Annotated in this window: 21 protein-coding genes; 16 read left to right on the top strand and 5 right to left on the bottom strand. The window is 65.3% G+C overall.

The features are described from left to right. Nucleotides 1-7 precede the first annotated feature (7 nt). The 10 genes from ACREXZ_RS15900 to ACREXZ_RS15855 all read left to right on the top strand — a co-directional run bounded on the left by ACREXZ_RS15900 (nucleotide 8) and on the right by ACREXZ_RS15855 (nucleotide 8,363). Nucleotides 8-415 (top strand): ExbD/TolR family protein, encoded by a 408-nt coding sequence (locus ACREXZ_RS15900; RefSeq protein WP_431765055.1) that lies wholly within the window; start codon nucleotides 8-10, stop codon nucleotides 413-415. Nucleotides 416-430: 15 nt separating this feature from the next. Continuing rightward, nucleotides 431-1,123 carry a TonB family protein gene (locus tag ACREXZ_RS15895; RefSeq protein WP_431765054.1) on the top strand — a complete coding sequence of 231 codons (693 nt, stop codon included), beginning with the start codon at nucleotides 431-433 and terminating at the stop codon, nucleotides 1,121-1,123. A 61-nt stretch (nucleotides 1,124-1,184) separates the two neighbouring features. After that, complete coding sequence (locus tag ACREXZ_RS15890; protein ID WP_431765053.1) at nucleotides 1,185-3,011, top strand: putative porin; 1,827 nt, start codon at nucleotides 1,185-1,187, stop codon at nucleotides 3,009-3,011. Nucleotides 3,012-3,019: 8 nt separating this feature from the next. After that, nucleotides 3,020-3,730 carry a hypothetical protein gene (locus ACREXZ_RS15885; RefSeq protein ID WP_431765052.1) on the top strand — a complete coding sequence of 237 codons (711 nt, stop codon included), beginning with the start codon at nucleotides 3,020-3,022 and terminating at the stop codon, nucleotides 3,728-3,730. A gap of 54 nt (nucleotides 3,731-3,784) precedes the next feature. After that, complete coding sequence (locus ACREXZ_RS15880) at nucleotides 3,785-4,372, top strand: YbjN domain-containing protein (RefSeq protein WP_431765051.1); 588 nt, start codon at nucleotides 3,785-3,787, stop codon at nucleotides 4,370-4,372. After that, nucleotides 4,369-4,836 carry a YbaB/EbfC family DNA-binding protein gene (locus ACREXZ_RS15875; RefSeq protein ID WP_431765050.1) on the top strand — a complete coding sequence of 156 codons (468 nt, stop codon included), beginning with the start codon at nucleotides 4,369-4,371 and terminating at the stop codon, nucleotides 4,834-4,836. The genes ACREXZ_RS15880 and ACREXZ_RS15875 overlap by 4 nt, the downstream gene beginning before the upstream one ends. A gap of 53 nt (nucleotides 4,837-4,889) precedes the next feature. Then, nucleotides 4,890-5,801 (top strand): peptidylprolyl isomerase, encoded by a 912-nt coding sequence (locus ACREXZ_RS15870; protein WP_431765049.1) that lies wholly within the window; start codon nucleotides 4,890-4,892, stop codon nucleotides 5,799-5,801. Beyond that, complete coding sequence (locus tag ACREXZ_RS15865) at nucleotides 5,798-6,238, top strand: hypothetical protein (RefSeq protein WP_431765048.1); 441 nt, start codon at nucleotides 5,798-5,800, stop codon at nucleotides 6,236-6,238. The genes ACREXZ_RS15870 and ACREXZ_RS15865 overlap by 4 nt, the downstream gene beginning before the upstream one ends. A gap of 61 nt (nucleotides 6,239-6,299) precedes the next feature. Further along, nucleotides 6,300-7,700, top strand: a complete 1,401-nt coding sequence (locus ACREXZ_RS15860; protein WP_431765047.1) for a Do family serine endopeptidase — start codon at nucleotides 6,300-6,302, stop codon at nucleotides 7,698-7,700. An 81-nt stretch (nucleotides 7,701-7,781) separates the two neighbouring features. Next, on the top strand, nucleotides 7,782-8,363 hold the full coding sequence (locus tag ACREXZ_RS15855; RefSeq protein ID WP_431765046.1) for a hypothetical protein: 582 nt from the start codon (nucleotides 7,782-7,784) through the stop codon (nucleotides 8,361-8,363). A 51-nt stretch (nucleotides 8,364-8,414) separates the two neighbouring features. Here the strand turns inward: ACREXZ_RS15855 and ACREXZ_RS15850 are convergent, their stop codons facing one another. Next, on the bottom strand, nucleotides 8,415-9,002 hold the full coding sequence (locus tag ACREXZ_RS15850; protein WP_431765045.1) for a TetR/AcrR family transcriptional regulator: 588 nt from the start codon (nucleotides 9,000-9,002) through the stop codon (nucleotides 8,415-8,417). Nucleotides 9,003-9,411: 409 nt separating this feature from the next. Here ACREXZ_RS15850 and ACREXZ_RS15845 point away from each other — a divergent pair, with 409 nt between their 5' ends. From ACREXZ_RS15845 to ACREXZ_RS15820, 6 genes are all read left to right on the top strand, one after another. After that, nucleotides 9,412-9,837, top strand: a complete 426-nt coding sequence (locus ACREXZ_RS15845; protein WP_431765044.1) for a DUF3331 domain-containing protein — start codon at nucleotides 9,412-9,414, stop codon at nucleotides 9,835-9,837. 135 nt (nucleotides 9,838-9,972) lie between these two features. Further along, nucleotides 9,973-10,389: a universal stress protein gene (locus ACREXZ_RS15840; protein WP_431765043.1), complete on the top strand. Its 417-nt coding sequence runs from the start codon at nucleotides 9,973-9,975 to the stop codon at nucleotides 10,387-10,389. A 290-nt stretch (nucleotides 10,390-10,679) separates the two neighbouring features. Then, nucleotides 10,680-11,051, top strand: a complete 372-nt coding sequence (locus ACREXZ_RS15835) for a GFA family protein (RefSeq protein ID WP_431765042.1) — start codon at nucleotides 10,680-10,682, stop codon at nucleotides 11,049-11,051. Further along, nucleotides 11,048-11,185, top strand: a complete 138-nt coding sequence (locus ACREXZ_RS15830; RefSeq protein ID WP_431765041.1) for a hypothetical protein — start codon at nucleotides 11,048-11,050, stop codon at nucleotides 11,183-11,185. The genes ACREXZ_RS15835 and ACREXZ_RS15830 overlap by 4 nt, the downstream gene beginning before the upstream one ends. Nucleotides 11,186-11,192: 7 nt before the next feature. Then, nucleotides 11,193-11,933 carry a response regulator gene (locus tag ACREXZ_RS15825; protein WP_431765040.1) on the top strand — a complete coding sequence of 247 codons (741 nt, stop codon included), beginning with the start codon at nucleotides 11,193-11,195 and terminating at the stop codon, nucleotides 11,931-11,933. Next, nucleotides 11,930-13,282: a sensor histidine kinase gene (locus ACREXZ_RS15820; RefSeq protein ID WP_431765039.1), complete on the top strand. Its 1,353-nt coding sequence runs from the start codon at nucleotides 11,930-11,932 to the stop codon at nucleotides 13,280-13,282. The genes ACREXZ_RS15825 and ACREXZ_RS15820 overlap by 4 nt, the downstream gene beginning before the upstream one ends. Nucleotides 13,283-13,304: 22 nt before the next feature. On the opposite strand, the gene ACREXZ_RS15815 is transcribed toward ACREXZ_RS15820, so the two are convergent. From ACREXZ_RS15815 to ACREXZ_RS15800, 4 genes are all read right to left on the bottom strand, one after another. Next, nucleotides 13,305-13,826, bottom strand: coding sequence for a fasciclin domain-containing protein (locus ACREXZ_RS15815; protein WP_431765038.1), 522 nt, complete (start codon nucleotides 13,824-13,826; stop codon nucleotides 13,305-13,307). Between the two features lie 197 nt (nucleotides 13,827-14,023). Next, the gene (locus ACREXZ_RS15810; protein ID WP_431765037.1) at nucleotides 14,024-14,746 is read right to left on the bottom strand and encodes an anti-sigma factor; all 723 of its coding nucleotides are present in this window, start codon (nucleotides 14,744-14,746) and stop codon (nucleotides 14,024-14,026) included. Beyond that, complete coding sequence (locus tag ACREXZ_RS15805; protein WP_431765197.1) at nucleotides 14,743-15,441, bottom strand: sigma-70 family RNA polymerase sigma factor; 699 nt, start codon at nucleotides 15,439-15,441, stop codon at nucleotides 14,743-14,745. The genes ACREXZ_RS15810 and ACREXZ_RS15805 overlap by 4 nt, the downstream gene beginning before the upstream one ends. Before the next feature lie 37 nt (nucleotides 15,442-15,478). Continuing rightward, nucleotides 15,479-16,774, bottom strand: coding sequence for an Nramp family divalent metal transporter (locus ACREXZ_RS15800; protein WP_431765036.1), 1,296 nt, complete (start codon nucleotides 16,772-16,774; stop codon nucleotides 15,479-15,481). Nucleotides 16,775-16,786 lie beyond the last annotated feature (12 nt).

Here is a 16,786-nt window from a genome sequence, read left to right as displayed (position 1 = left end):
AACTGCGATGCAGGTTCAGGACGACGACAAGCCCTACGACGACATCAACATCACGCCGATGCTCGATCTGGCGTACGTGCTGCTGATCATCTTCATCATCATGACGACCGCGTCGGTGCAGGGCATCAAGGTCGATCTGCCGAAGGCGAGTTCGGCGACGAGTCTCGCGAAGCCGAAGACCAAGGCGATCACCGTCGCGGAATCGGGGCAGATTTTTCTCGACGCATACCCGGTGACGATGGCTGAACTCGAAGACCGGCTGCGGACGCAGAAAGCGCTGACGCCGGATTTCCCGATCGTGCTGAAGGGTGACGCGACCGTGCAGTACCAGCGCGTGATGGACGTGCTCGATCTGCTGCGACGTCTCGACCTGTCGCAGGTCGGTCTCGTGACCGGCAAGAGCAAGGCGAGCTAGGGCGAGCGGCCGATCATGGAAATGACCTACAACGGCGGTCCTGGCAAGGGACCGGGGCGCTTCATCAAGCCGGTGGTGATCGTGCTGCTGCTGGTCGCGCTCGCCGCGGTGATCTGGCATTTCGCGAGCGATACGACCGGCGTGAAGCGTGCCGAAGCGCCGCAGGTGACGACCGTGATTCCGTTGCCGCCGCCTCCGCCCCCTCCGCCGCCGCAGAAGCCGCCGCCTGAAAAGCCGGTCGACGTGAAGACGCCGGTCGACAAGCCGACGGACGTGCCGAAGCCCGCCGATACACCGAAGCCATCGGACAACCAGCCGAAGCAGATGACGATGAACGCGCCGGCGCAGGCGGGCACCGACAACTTCGGCATCGGTGCGGGCGATGGGTCGGGGATGGCGGGCAGCGGTGGCGGTGGGCACTTCGGCAACGCGACGTATCAGCGGTATCTCGGCTACCTGCTTCAGCAGGCGCTGGAGCGCGACAAAAACGTGCAGGACGAGGGCGGTTCGCGCTTCGACATCAACGTGAACATCTGGATGGAGCCTTCGGGGAGCATCACGAAGGTGGCGGTCGTGCAGTCGAGTGGCGATACGAAGCTCGACGACGCGGTCGTCGGCGCGCTGATGGCGCTCGGGAAGGTCGACGAGCCGCCGCCCGGCGCGACGTATCCGAAGCTCGTCAAGCTGCACGGCAAACAGCCGGCCTGACGCCAGGCCTCGGGAAAACGGTATGCAACGCAGGCAATTCGACTTCAAGTGGAGAACGGGAATGCAGATCAGGACGGCACGGGGTGGCCGCAATCCTCAACGCGCGGAGCCGCTGCTGCGCGGCTCGCGCATCGCTGTCGCGGTGTTCGGTCTCGCGTTCGCAGCGGCCGCACAGGCGCAGTCGCTCGAAGATCAGGCCGCAACCGGTAACGCGTCGCCGACCGAAAACACGGTGATCAACCTGATCAACCTGCTCGTGAAGCGCGGCGTGATCACGCAGGCGAGCGCGAACGACCTGATCCACGAGGCACGTACCGAGGCCGCGCAGGTGAAGGCCGCGAATGCATCGCGTGCAGGTGCGGGCGCAGGCACCGCTGCGGTGGCGGGTGCGGCAATCGTCAACGGCCCGACGCAGCCCGGCGACGTCGCGGTGCCGTACGTGCCGCAGGTCGTGCGCGACCAGATCAAGTCCGAGGTCAAGCAGGAAGTGATCGCGCAGGCGAAGGCCGAGAACTGGGCGCAGCCGAACACGTTCCCGGACTGGGTGTCGCGGATCAAGCTCGACGGTGATCTGCGTGTGCGCGACGAATATCACTTCTATTCGAGCCGCAACGCGACTGGCCTGACGAACTTCGCGGCGATCAACGCGGGCAGTCCGTTCGACATCAATCAGAACACCAACACGACACTGCCGCCGACGCTCAACACGACGCAGAATCGCAACAACCTCGAACGTTATCGCGCCCGCCTCGGCGTCACTGCGACGCTGTCCGACGAGTTCACGGCCGGCATGCAGTTCGCAAGCGGCAATGACAACGGCCCGGTGTCGACCACCGCAACTGCGGGCGGCGGCTTCGCGAAAAAGAGCATCTGGCTGAACAAGGCCTACATCGCGTATCAGCCGACGGCGTGGCTGAACATCACCGGTGGCCGTTTCGACAATCCGTTCTTCTCGTCGGACCTGCTGTTCTCGAACGACCTCGAAATGGACGGCCTCGCGGCGAATTTCCGTCACGCATTGCCCGCGGATCCCGACGTCACGCTGTTCGGCACGCTCGGCGTGTTCCCGATCCAGTACACGGCCGAAAGCTTCCCGTCGACAAGCATTTCGAAGGCCGGCAGCGATACGAAGTGGATGTTCGGCGCGCAGTTCGGCGCGGAATGGAAGATCAACGAGCAGAACCGTGTGAAGGGTGCGTTCGCGTACTACGACTTCCAGAACATGCGCGGCACGCTGTCGTCGCCGTGCGCGGTCTATCTCGGCCAGACGAGCTGCAGCACCGACAACGAGGCACCCTCGTTCATGCAGGGCGGCAACACGCTGATCGCGCTGCGCAACATCGCGCAGAACCCGAACCTCGCGCCGGGCCTGACGCCCGATCCGCAACTGTTCGGGCTGGCATTCAACTACCGGCTCTTCGACGTGAAGGCGCAGTGGGACACGGTCGTCGCCGATCGCGTGAAGCTGCGGCTCGACGGCGAGTACGTGCGCAACCTCGCGTACAACGAAAACAAGGCGTTCAGCGCGGCGACGCTGCCCGTGAACAACTACGAATCGAGCTCCGCGACCCCGACGCAATCGGATTTCCGCAGCGGCCCGAACGGCTACATGGCGAAGGCGACGATCGGCGAGCCCGATCCGAAGAGCAAGGGCCAGTGGAATTTCTCGATCGCGTACAAGTATCTGCAGCCTGATGCGACGCTCGATGCGTTCACCGATCCCGACTTCCATCTGGGCGGCACGAATGCGCGCGGCTACATCATCGGCGCCGCGTATGCGGTCGCGCGCGATACGTGGCTCTCCGCGCGTTATCTGAGCGCGAAGGAAGTGTACGGGCCGCCGGTGTCGATCGACGTGCTGCAGATCGAACTGAACGCACGCTTCTGAGGCCCGCCATGAAGCCAGTCATCGGAACAGCCTGCTTCCCGGTTCGCGCTCTATCTGCGACCTTGTGTGCGTCAGCGTTGCTGGGCGCCGCGTTGCCGGCGCATGCGCAAAGCATTGAAGACCGTCTGCGCAGCCAGTTGCGCACGACGACGCAGCAGCTGCGCGAACTGCAGGACACGCAGGCCCAATCGCAGGCGGATCGCGCGCAGGTGGAGCAGCAACGCGACAAGGCGCTCGCCGATCTGAAGGCCGCGCAGTCCGAACTCGCCGCGTCGAAGGGCAAGCCCGATGCGCAAGCGGCGATGCAACGGGAGCTGTCCGCTGAAAAGGCGGCCCACGCGCAGGACAGCCAGCAGCTCGCGAAGTACCGCTCCGCGTACGAGGAACAGGTCGCCGCATTGCGCACGCGCGGCGCGGAGCAGGAGCGGCAGCAGGGCGCGTTGAAGGCACGTGCCGCGCAGCTGCAGGTTTGCGAAGCGAAGAACGCGCAGCTTTACGACGTCGGGCAGGAGGTGCTGTCCGCGTATGAGCATGTCGGGATCGGCACGATTTTCAGTTCGCGCGAGCCGTTCGCGCAGAGCGCACGCGTGAAGTACGATCAGATCGCGCAGGGCTACGGTGACCGTCTGTATGCGGGCAAATACGATCCGCGGGCGCCGTTGCCGGCAGCGTCGGCTACGGTGGCTGCTTCGGCGCCGTCGGCCGCGTCTGCACCCTAGGCATTCCGATGCGGCGCGCATGTGCGCTGCATTGACAACCAGAGGATTCGACTCATGAACACCGATACGAACGAATCGCAGAAGGACGGTGGTGCCGCGCTTTTTGCCAACGCTACGCCGATCGAAACGATCCACGTCGAGCAACTCGCCGACATCTTCAAGGGCGCGGGCTATCGCGTGACCGCCGCGGAATTCGACGGCAACGTGCAGTTGATGAGCGCAAGCCAGGGCGTGGGCTTCACGGTGCGCTTCGGCAATCCGGCACCGGCCGATGCGGCGGATTCCGCGGCACCCGCCGCATTTTTCGACTACACGCTGAGCTGCGCGCTGCAGGTGCAAGGCGAACTGCCCGCCGAACTCGTGCCGACGTGGAACCGCACGAAGCGTTTTGCACGGCTGTCCGCGCATCAGCAGTTTCTAGTGCTGGAGATGGATGTCGTCGTGGCCGGCGGCGTGAGCGAACGCCACATCCGCTCGATGATCGAACTGTGGGACCGGCTGATTCAGGAGTTCCTGCTGCATCTGCGTAACCGTCCGGTGTTCGCGGCGGCGGAGCAGGCCGCAACCGGCTCAGGGGCAACTTCAGCGGCAACAGAAGAGAAAGCTGCGCCGAAGGATCCCGCGAACCCGACGCTGCAATGAAATCGCGCGGACCGGCCGGCATGCTGTTCGCGGCAGTGCTCGCGCTCTTCGGTCACGACGCGGCCGCGCAGGGGCGGCCGGTTGCCGAAGGTCATGCACCGCGCGCGTGGGTCGCCTATGCTCAGATAGCGTCGCAGCGTTTCCAGCAGGCACTGGCGGGCGACAGCGAACCGGCGGAACGCTTTCATGCGTTTCTCGACGCACGCGACGACGCAGCAGCCAGCGATGCCACTGCCAATGCCAACGCTACGGACGCCGACGCGCGCGTGCCGTCGACGCTGCGCGTGAAAGCGTGGTTCGATGCGTCGGGCCACGTGACGCGGGTCGAATTCCCGCCGCTGGGCGATGAGGCAGCCGAGGCGGATCTGCGTACGCTGTTGACGCTGCAGCAGATGAACGCCGCGCCGCCGCGCGGCATGCGGCAGCCGGTCGTGATCCGCATCGGCCTGGCCGAAGCGCCTTGAGTGGACGCATGAGCGGATCGATAGAACAGATCGATAGAACAGAAGGAGGCAACATGAAGGCGATCGCGACGATCGTGTATAGCTTGTGCGGCGCGCTTGCGATCGCATCGGGACACGCGCTGGCGCAAGGCGACGTGGTAGCGGGAACGGGAAGCACGGCGCTCACGCAGGCCGACGTCGCCGGGTTTGTCCGGACCCTGGGTGCGGAAAGCCGCGCGCGGATCGAGGCCGATCCGGCCGCGCTCGACAACATGGTGCGCGCGCGTCTCGCGCAAAAAACGGTGCTCGCCGAAGCGAAAGCGAAGGGATGGGACCGTCAGCCGCAGGTGAAGACGGCGGTCGACGAAGCGCAGCGCGAGGTCGTCGTGCGCAGCTATCTGGCATCGGTCAGTATGCCGCCCGCCGATTACCCGTCCGACGACGATCTCCAGCGCGCATACGACCAGAACAAGGCGGCGTTCATGACGCCGCGTGCGCTGCACCTCGCGCAGATTTTCATCGCGGTGCCGCCGGATGCGGATGCATCGGCTCGCGACGCGGCACGTCAACGTGCGGTCGATCTCGGTCGAAAGGCACGCGCGGCCGGCGCCGATTTCGCCGCGCTGGCCAGTGCCAGTACCAGTGCCACTGCGCAGGACAAGGCGGGTTCGGTCACCGGCGGCGATCTCGGTTATATCGCCGAGCCGCTGGTCGTACCGGAGGTCCGCCAGGCGCTCACGACGATGAAACCCGGCGACGTGTCCGCGCCGATTACGACCGCGAGCGGTTTTCACATAGTCAAGCTGATCGACGTGCGCGCGCCTGTACTGCGGCCGCTCGCCGACGTGAAGGAGCAACTGCGCGCGTCGCTGCGGCAGCAGCGTGCGCAGCAGAATGCGCAGGCCTATCTGGCGAAGCTCGCGGGACCCGGTGCGGCTTCGATCGATGAAGACGCGCTCAAGAAGGCGCTGGCCACCGCGCAATGAACGCCTGCCTGCCGTGGTTCGATGCGGATGTGAGCGGCGCTGTCGTGAGGCTTCGCAGGCAGGCACGCGTCGCGTGCGTCTGCCTGTTTGCAGTGGCGACGATCGCGCTTCCTGCAGGCCCCGCATCCGCACAGCACGCGTCGGCGCCGTCGGCGAAGCCGCCCGTGTGCGTTGACGTCGAAGTGGACGGCGAGCACACGCTGTCGTACGACTGCCTGAGCCGGCAGCTCTCGCCGACCGCGAGTCCGGACAGTACGGTTCCTGGTGGCACGAGCGTCGACAAAAAAAGCGCGGCGGAAGCGCTCGCCACGCAACCGTCGAACCGCGTCGGCACGTTCAACCTGTCCACCGAGCGCAACCGGTTCGGTTCGAACTGGGGCAAATCCGTGCAGCCGCAGCGTCCGGCGCCACCCGTCCCGGTGCCGCCGGGCCATTGACCCGCGGCTGACCGATATTGCCCGGTAAAATCGCGGACAGCGTTTTTCGGAGCGATACGACATGCGAAAACCGAACCTGCCGCGGGTCGTTCTGGCCGTGCTGTGCAGCGTCTCATTGACCGCGGTGCTCGATGCATCCGCGGCTGACGCCAATCCCCCCAATGAACGCGCACGAATCGTCTTGCCGAATTTCTCGACGCTCGTCAAACGCTACGGCGCGACAGTCGTCAACATCAGCGTGACGCGCGAAGTGAAGCAGGTCGGCGTGCAGCTTCCGCCGGGCATGACGCCGGACAATCCGCTCGCGCCGTTTGTCGGCCGCCGCGTGATCGGCAATCGCGAGGAAGTGAATCTCGGGTCGGGCTTCATCGTAAGTGCGGACGGCTACGTGCTGACGAATCGTCATGTGGTCGGCGATGCGTCGGTCGTCGACGTGAAGCTGACCGACAAGCGCGAATTCAAGGGCAGGGTGATCGGCAGCGATGCGCTGTCGGACATCGCACTCGTGAAGATCGATGCGCAGAATCTGCCCGCCGCGGTCACCGGCGACCCGGCGCAGGTAGAGGTCGGCGACTGGGTGATGGCGATCGGTTCGCCGTACGGCTTCGCGAATACGGTCACGGCGGGTATCGTCAGCGCGCGGTCGCGTTCGCTGCCCGGCGAGACCGGTGTGCCCTTCATCCAGACCGACGTGCCGATCAATCCGGGCAACTCGGGCGGTCCGCTGTTCGATCTGAACGGTCACGTGATCGCGATCAACTCGCTGATCTATTCGAAGACCGGCGGTTATCAGGGGCTGTCGTTCGCGGTGCCGATCGACGTCGCGCTCGACGTGAAGGATCAACTGCTGCGCACCGGACGCGTGAGCCGCGGACGGCTCGGCGTCGCCGCGCAGGATCTGAGCCAGTCGCTCGCGCGCTCGTTTGGCCTCACGCGCGCGGACGGCGCGCTGATCAGCATGGTCGAGCCGGGTGGGCCCGCCGCGTCGGCGGGGCTGCGCGCCGGTGATATCGTGCAGGCTATCGATGAGGTGCCGGTCAACGATTCCGGGGATCTGCTGGGCCGGGTCGCGAAGCTGCGCCCGGGCACGCGCGTCGATCTGCGCGTGTGGCGCGCGGGCGGCGCGGTGCTGCTCGCAGCGACCGTCGGGGCACTGCCCGGCGACGGTGGCGCTACCCCGGCCGAGGCCGCGCTGCCGACCGAATGGGGTCTCGCGTTGCGTCCGCTGACCGCGCAGGAACAGCAGCAGTCGCAGGTCGATCACGGGCTGCTGATCCAGCGCGTCGCGGGGCGTGCCGCGCGTATCGGCCTGCATGCGGGCGACATCGTGCTGTCGGTCAACGATGCGCCGGTCGCGACGGTGGCGGAATTCGCGACCCAGGTCGGCGAGAACCGCCGCAGCATCGCATTGCTGATCCAGCGCGGTGCCACGCGTCTGTACGTGCCGGTCGATGCGGGCTGAGCGCGGTATTCTGGTGTACTTTCGAGGTATCTCATAAACGATATATACTGTTTATATTGTTTATTGATCAAGGAGGTAAATGTGAACGCCACCCGTACGACCCGGACCGCAACGAAGAAAGCCGCGACACCCGCGAAGAAAGCCGCGGCTCCCGTGAAGAAAGCCCCGCGCGCCGCGGCAAAACCGAAGCAACCGGCAGTCGAAGTGGCACAGACCACAGTGAAGAAGCCCCGTGCTGTGAAGACGGCGAAGGCAGTCAAGACGGCGAAGACCGCGAAAGCACTGAAGGCACCGGTCAAGAAGCCAGTTCAGGCCGCCCCGAAAGCGGTGAAGGCAGCGAAGCCGGCCAGGACGGTGAAAGCAGCAAAAACCGTGAAGGCAGCGAAGCCCGCAGCACCGGCGCCGGCACCCGCGCCAGTCGAAGTCAAGGCAAAGCGCTCGAAGAAGGAAAAGGTCGTGCGCGACAGCTTCACGATGCCGAAATCCGACTACGAGAAGATCGCCGTGCTGAAGCAGAAGTGCCTCGAAGCGGGCGTCGTCGTGAAGAAGAGCGAACTGTTGCGGGCTGGGCTCGGACTGCTCGAATCCGTACCGGCGAACCAGTTGCTGGCCGCGATTGCGGCAGTTGAAACCGTCAAGACGGGTCGCCCCGCGCGCTCGTAATTCCAGAGGCGGCCGGCTCGCGGCCGAAGTACGCGAGCCCGCGTTATCGTCTCAACGCAGCAGACGCAACGCTGCCGCGAGCACCGCCGCCTTGAACGCGGCGGGCCGCTTCGGCAGCGACGTGAACGGTAGTATCACGTCGCTATAGGCCACTGTTTTCCCGATCCCGTTGACGAGCAGCGACAGCGCAACGTACGGGTCCTGTTTGCCGATCTCGCCGGTCGCGATCAGGTCTTTCATCAGCGGCACGAATGCGCCATAGAACGGGCGCATCAGGTGCTCGGTCAGCGCGTCGAGACGATCGCCTCTTTCGGTCGCGGCGGTCGAAAAGAACATCCCGACATCCGGTGACAGGAACACCTGGTCGACCAGCAGCGCGATCCCTTTCTCGAAACGCGCGCGCGGAGTGAGCTCGGTGCGGTCCCGCAATTTCGTCGCCTTTTCGTTCATCGGGGCGATCTCGCTGACGATCTGCATGACGACCGCCATCCACAGCCCTTCCTTCGTTCCGAAGTGATGCGCGATCAGCGCCGAATCGACGCCGCATCGCCGCGCGATATCGCGGATGCTCGTCGCTTCGAATCCCTGCCGCGCGAACGCTTCGCGCGCGCTCCTGAGCAGCGCGTCGGCGCCGACCATGCTGCACGATGCGGGGCGCCCCCGTGCACGTCGCACGGGTTTGGCGTGGCTCTTCTCGGTATCTCCAGCAATCATTGTCGAATCGGGCCCTCACTGATTTTTATCGCAGTCACACCGGCACAAGTTTAACCGCATGATGCGCGAGCCTGCAGATATGGCCGTTCCTGCCCGCGGTTCCCCCTCCGTTCCCCTCGTTTGACAGATCGATCGCTGGTACGTACCATCAAGTAATTCATCATTAGATGAATATGTATTCGCAGCCCGGCAATAGCGGCGCGAGGTACCTGAACGTGCCGCGCGGCCGCGCTTGCCAGTGCGCGTCGACGAATGTCCGGCCGAGGACGCATCCCGTCCGGTGCGGCATGCGTCGTCCATTGAAGCGAAGGTACTTCATCAGTCGAGGTGAATCGTGAGTGACAGCAGCATGCCGATGGATGCATGGCAATGGGCCGTGCGCCTGCTCGATACCGGTATGGTCGGCGTCGCGGTCGCGAAGGTGAACGCAGTCGTCCGTGCGGGCGCCGCCGATCGCAAGCGCAGCAAAGCGTCGATGCCGACCGTGTCCGCCTCAGCCGCATCGATGCTCACCGTGACCGTAACGGTGGTCGACCGGATCGGCCCGAGAACAGCGGTGGTGTCGTGGAGCGACCCGCGCTGGGGGTCTTACGGCGATCAGGTGTGGCGAACGGCGCTGGCACGCAGGAAGGGCGTGTGCGCGTTGAGCGGTCAGCCGGTGCGCGCCGGCGACGCGATCTACCGGCCGCGCAGGAGCGATCCGCCGCCCATCAACGCGGACGCGATGATTCTCGCGGTCTTGGTCGACGAGATCGTCTGAGTTCGCGGCTGGGTCATCGCCCGGCGTTTACGAAATTTTTACGCATTTCCCGCCCAGCTTTTGCAGTGTGTAGATCCGCCGTGTGCTGAAATCGAAGCGTCCTGACTACTTTCGTCCGTCGAAACTGGAGTTTGAATGCTGCGGTTGCTGATTCCCATCGTGGATCGCGAGGGCGCTGTACTGGCCGCGCGCCACGCGGCATTCCTGTTTCTCGAGCGATGCGTCGCCGAAGTGGAACTGCTCGAGGTGCTCGAACCCGTCGACGAAGGGCGCGGAGTCGCGTTCCATTCGCCCGCTGTTCTGCGTCTCCACGAGAAGCACGCGATGTCCAGCGCGCTGATACAGACGCGCGAGATTCTCGAGGACGCGGGCGTCCCGTACAAATGGAAGCGCGTGTTCGGTCACGGCGCGAAGGCGATCGCCGACTACGCGCAGCAGAAGCAGTCCGACGTCGTCGTGATCGACGCGAGCCATTTCGGCCTGTTTCGCCGGCTCGCGCTGCTGACGGGTTTGTGGCGGCTGACGGCCACGCCGGTCACGATGCTTCATTGACACCGCTTATCTAGCGGTACCCGCGGCGCCGTCTTCGCGGCAAACCGCCGCGTTCCATTCTCCTGCGTAATCGCCGGCGTGGCGCGTTTGCTGTCCCACCGGCAAGCCCGCACGTCTCTGTCATTTCTGCGCGAGCAGACCGCATCGACACGCCCAAACGTATCCGGCGCCCCCCGCGCAGGCAATGTTTTGTATCTGTCGACCGACCGGATACATTGAGATACAGAACCGGCTCGGCGGGCGGCGCGCAGTGCGCTATAAAGCCTCCATCACCTGAACCGGAGCGCACCATGAGCGAATCGCTGCTGCACGGGTCCTGCCATTGCGGGGCCGTCAAATTCGAAGTCCGTACCGCCGTCGCACCCGCGACGCGCTGCAACTGCAGTCTGTGCCGGCGCAAGGGCGCACTGATGTCGCCGATGGTCGCGGCAGCCGACCTGCAGGTCGTCGAAGGCGCGGACGCATTGTCGCTGTATCAGTTCAACACGCAGGTCGCGAAGCACTATTTCTGCCGGCATTGCGGCATCTATCCATTTCATCAGACGCGCATGCATCCGGATCTGTGGCGCGTCAACCTGGGCTGCCTCGACGGTGTCGATCCGTATGCGCTCGAAGCGGGTGTCTCGAACGGCGCGAGCCTGTCCGTCGTGGAGGACGCTTGAGACGGCTCGTCGCGATCCTCGCATTCCTTGCGGGCGGCCTCGCGGCTGAGCTCTCCCATCCGCTGCAATGCTCGATGGTGCCATCCAGCGGGCTGCTGCGGCGCCGCGTCGACCCGACCCGCCGCACGGTATGATTTCGCGATGGACAAGATCGACCACGTGCTGATCGTCGACGACGATCGCGGCATTCGCGAACTGCTGGCAGGCTATCTCGAGAAGAACGGCATGCGCGTGTCGCTCGCGGCCAACGGCCGCGACATGCGCACTGCGCTCGACAACGGCGCCCCTGACCTGATCGTGCTGGACCTGATGCTGCCAGGCGAAGACGGCCTCGTGCTGTGCCGCGAACTGCGCGCCGGCAAATTTCGCGCAGTGCCAGTGCTGATGCTGACCGCGCGTAGCGAAGAGACCGACCGCATCGTCGGCCTCGAGATGGGCGCCGACGACTACCTCGCGAAGCCGTTCGCCGTGCGCGAACTGCTTGCGCGGATCCGCTCGGTGTTGCGTCGCACGCGCATGCTGCCGCCCGGCATGCAGGTCGCCGAAACAGCACCGCTGCTTGGATTTGGTGACTGGCGGCTCGACACGACCGCGCGCCATCTGCTCGACGCCGAAGGCACGATGGTCGCGCTGAGCGGCGCGGAGTACCGGCTACTGCGGGTGTTCCTCGATCATCCGCAGCGCGTGCTGACGCGCGACCAGTTGCTCAATCTCACGCAGGGACGTCAGGCCGATCCGTTCGACCGTTCGATCGATCTGCTGGTGAGCCGTCTGCGTCAGCGTCTGCGGGACGTCGCGCGCGAGCCGCGCTACATCAAGACGCTGCGCAGCGAGGGTTACGTGTTCTCGGCGGCGGTCGACGTCGTCGGCGATCCATCGTGAGGCCGTTCATCTGGCGCTGGCCGCGGACCCTGTTCGCGCGGCTCGCGTTGATCCTCTGTGTCGGTCTCGCACTCGCGCAGACACTGTCGTTCTGGCTCACGATGACCGAACGCGATCAGGCGACGACTAACCTGATGATGGACTATATCGAACGTGAAGTTGCGAGTTCGGTCGCGCTGCTCGATCATCTGCCGCCCGCGCAACGCGCGGCATGGTTGCCGCGGCTCGCCCGGCGCAGCTACCAGTTCGTGCTCGGGCCCGGCATCACCGGCACGCCGCCGGGCGCGCGATTGTCCGCGCGGGTCGAGCGTTCGATCTCGGACGGCATCGGCGCCGAGTACCCGCTCACCGCGAACGAGGTGCCCGGCGACCGCGAACATCTGCAGGTGCATCTGCGCCTCACCGACGGCACGCCGCTCACGATCGACATTCACCCGCTGTCGTCGATCCCGCTGTCGGGCTGGTTGCCGCTCGTGCTCGTGCTGCAGCTCGCGGTGCTCGCCGCGTGCTGCTGGATCGCAGTGCGGCTCGCAACGCGTCCCCTGCATGAACTCGCGCAGGCAGCCGATACGCTCGGCCCCGATCTGAAGGCCGCACGGCTGCGCGAGGACGGTCCATCCGAAGTGGCGCGCGCCGCGCGTGCGTTCAATGCGATGCAGGACCGCATCGCGATGTACCTCGCCGAGCGCGTGCAGATTCTCGCGGCGATTTCGCACGACCTGCAGACGCCGATCACACGGATGCGGCTGCGCATCGACGTGATGGATGACGACGCGCAGAGCGCGAAGCTACGCCAGGATCTGCTGGAAATGGAAAGCCTGGTGAAGGAAGGCGTGACCTATGCCCGCACACTACACGGCACCGCCGAGGCAGCGTGTCGGATCGATCTCGATGCGTTGCTCGACAGCCTCGTCTACGACTACGCGGACGCCGGTCATGCCGTGTCGTACGAGAACCCGCAGCCGGCCGCGGTGGTGACGCGTCCGCAGGCGCTGCGGCGGATCGTCGTGAACCTGGTCGATAACGCGCTGAAGTTCAGCGGGGCCGCAGCGCTCGAAGTATCCGTCACGCCGCACGGACCGGTGACGATCGCCGTGCTCGACCGCGGCCCCGGCATTCCGGCGGAGCAGCTCGACACGGTGTTCGAACCGTTCTACCGGATCGAGTCGTCGCGCAACCGGCAGACTGGTGGCACTGGACTCGGCCTCGCGATCGCGCGTCAGCTCGCACAGGCGATCGACGCGACGCTGTCGCTGCACAATCGCGACGGCGGCGGGCTTGAAGCGCGGCTCACGCTGAAGGCGCCGCGCGAAGGCCAGGAACGCGCCTTCACGCCGGCCGCGGGTTGACGGTTTCAGGAGACCGTGGACGTCACGGCATCAACACGGTATCGACGACGTGAATCACGCCGTTCGACTGCATGACGTCGCCGATCGTCACATGCGCGACGTCGCCCTTGTCGTCGGTGATCGCCCATCCTTTGTCGTCCTTGCTGACGACGAGCGAATCGCCCTCGACCGTCTTGAGGGTTGCCTTGCCCCCGCCCTGTTCGACCGCCATCGCGAGATCGTGTGCGGTGATGCGCCCCGGCACGACGTGATAGGTGAGCACTTTCACCAGCGTCGGCTTGTTTTCGGGTTTGAGCAGTGTCTGAACCGTGCCGGCTGGCAACGCGGCGAAGGCCTCGTTGGTCGGCGCGAAGACCGTGAAGGGACCGGTGCCCGACAAGGTCTGCACGAGCCCGCCCGCCTTGACGGCTGCAACGAGAGTCGTGTGATCGTGCGAATTCACCGCGTTTTCGATGATGTTTTTCGACGGGTACATCGCTGCGCCGCCCACCTCCACGGTCGCTTCAGTCGACATCGAACCGGCCGTCGCAGCGGACGTCGCCATTCCCAGGGCCAGTGCAACAGCGGCGGTGAGGGTGAGGACGAATGTAGCGCCGACAGTTTTTGTTTCGTTGCAGGATCGCATGTTGGTTCTCCTTCATGGTCGATGCTTCCTCGCTGGAAGCAATCGAAGATACGGTTCGAGCGAAGCGGCGGATGCGCGTGTTCCGTCGGCAGCATCGCTCACTGACACTCACGCACTCACGCGCCGTCGACCACGCCCTTCGCCACTACGGGGCCGGTCGGCAGTCCCGTCGGCGATCCACCCGGCGGCTCCAGCGAAACGGCCAGTACGGTCCGCGTAGCAAGTTGCGCGAGCCCGGGTCCAGACAGCGACACAATGGTCGGATGGTCAGCGGCGACCAGGCCGAGCGGGATGGGTCTCGCGCCTGGCGGAATCAGCCACAACTCGGCGGAATGGCCGACCGCTATCGGTGTAGCTGTCACAGGGACAATCACCATACGGGCACGCTGAACGTCGACGGTCGCGGTCCATCCGGTGCCGCTATCCTGTCCGACGATGGACGCGACCATATAACCGCCGGCGCCCGGCACTGCAGCAGGCTTGTGTAGCAGAGGCACGACGGACAGCACCACGAGTGCCGCGACCGCCATGCTCGAACCGATGCCGACCCAGCGCCACGCGCGGAGATTGTTCCAGAACCCGGTGGGTGGTCGTCGCGGTGCGGCGGACACAAACCCGAGTTCGGACTCGATGCGGGTCCAGACATACGCCGGCGGCGCCATCTCGCCGATGTCTTCGCCGAGTGGCAGCAGGCGGTTCTGCCAGCGTGCGGTACTGTCGGCCAGACGGGGATCGCGCTGCAGCGCCTTCTCGATCTCCCTGCGCCCGGCAGTGTCGAGGACGCCCAGCACGTATTCCGCGCACCGCAGATCGCCGGGACCGGAGAGTGAGGTATTCATGGTTCGAGACACGCTTTGAGTTGAAGCAGACTGCGCCGGATCCAGCTTTTCATGGTGCCGAGCGGAACGCTCAGTCGCTCGGCCAGTTCGACATAGGTCGCGCCGGTAAAGAACGCTTCCCGCACGGCATTGCCCTGTCGGGTGGGCAGCATCTCCAGACAGCGTTCCAGACGTCGCCGCTCCTCGCTGTATTCCGCCATCGCAGCAGGCGAGGGACTTTCGTCGACGATTTCCTCTTCGGTCGACTCGTCCATCCGCTCCTCGCGATGCCGCCGCAAACGGTCGATGGCCCGGTTCCGCGCGATCGCCACCAGCCAGGTGACTGCGCTGGCCAGCGACGGGTCGAAGGTCGCGGCCCGGCGCCATACCGTGATATAGACGTCCTGCAGAACCTCTTCGGCTTCGTTCCGATCGCGCAGCATTTTCACGCACACGCCGAACAGCTTCGCGCTGGTACGCTGATAGAGCGTCGCGAACGCGGCCTCGCTGCCTGTACCGGCTTCGAGCAGAAGGCGATTCAGCTGGTCGCGGCGACGTGTGTCCGCGTCGTCTGTCGTGCGGCGGTCATCGGGTGCCATGTTGCCCCGCGCGTGCGTCCTGTCTCCAGTGAAGCGGTCGGTCGGGACCGCGACAGGCGGCGGCATCGCCATGCGGCGGCCATCCGAAACAAGTGCTTGCTGCAGTTGCCATCGCATCATGTCCTCCCTTTGAGCGGACCTCGTCATGCGCCGGCTAAGCCAGCGTCTGCCAGACCAGTACGAGATTCAGTGCGGTCACCGCAGCCGCGCCGAGCGACGCGGCAACGATGATCGGCGTGCGGTTGCGGTGATGTCCCATCAATTGCCGGTTCGACGAAAACCAGACGACCATCGCCATCGGCACCGGAAGCGCGATGCTGAGCACGACCTGGCTGACGATCAGCGCCTGGGTCGGATTCGCGCCGAGACCGATGACGACGAACGCCGGCACGATCGTCACGAGTCGTCGCAGCCAGAGGGGAAGACGGAAGCCGACGAAGCCTTGCATGATCATCTGACCGGCCATCGTTCCCACCACCGAACTCGAGATGCCGGATGCGATCAGCGCAGCCAGAAAGAAGCACGCGGCGGCGCCTCCCAGCAGCGGGGACAAGGTGCGGTAGGCGGTCTCTATCTCCGCGATGCCCGGGTTGGACGCATGGAATGCGCCGGACGCGGTGATCACCATCGCGAGGTTGATCAGACCGGCGACGCCGAGCGCCACGATCACTTCGATATTCGAAAAGGCCAGCAGGGTACGACGCTCGCTGTCGTTGCGGGGGCGCACGCGATTCTGGGTTAGCCCGGAATGAAGAAACAGCACGTGAGGCATCACGGTCGCCCCGACGATGCCGACGGACAGCAGCAGCGCGTCGTGGTCGAGCGGCGACGGAACGAACGCACCGGCGGCCACGGCAGGCCATGTGACTGGCGTGATCAGCAATTCCGCCAGATAGGAGAGTCCGATGACGCCGACCAGTGCAGCGATCGCCAGTTCGAGCGGTCTGAAGCCCGCGCGCTCGAACTGGAGAAGACCGTACGTCAGAACGGCAGTCACTGTCATCCCGGCGATCAGCGATAGATGCAACAGCAGCGACAGCCCTATTGCGCCGCCGACGAATTCGGCGAGATCGGTTGCCATCGCCGCGACTTCGCTCATCAGCCACAGCGCGATCACGGCCTGGCGAGGCAGCGTTTCCCGGCACAACTCCGCCAGATTGCGACCCGTCACGAGGCCGAGCTTCGCGGACAGAATCTGGAACAGCATCGCGACCACGTTGGCGAACACCACTACCCACAGCAGCGAATAGCCGTATTTCGCGCCGGCCTGGATGTTGGTCGCGAAGTTGCCGGGATCCATGTACGCGATCGACGCGACCACCGCCGGTCCGGCAAACGACAGCATCGCGCCGAGGCCGCGGCGCCGGCCAGCCAGCATCTCGCGGACATCGACGCGGACTTGCTCGGTGAGCGTTTGCCGCGCGACCAGCTGACCTGTCGCATCGTTCATGAAGTCTCCTGT

The organism is Paraburkholderia sp., from assembly GCF_050742655.1.
Classification (GTDB): Bacteria; Pseudomonadota; Gammaproteobacteria; order Burkholderiales; family Burkholderiaceae; genus Paraburkholderia.
The sequence above is the reverse complement of the archived record's forward strand: the minus strand, read 5'-3'. Positions and strand labels throughout refer to the sequence as shown.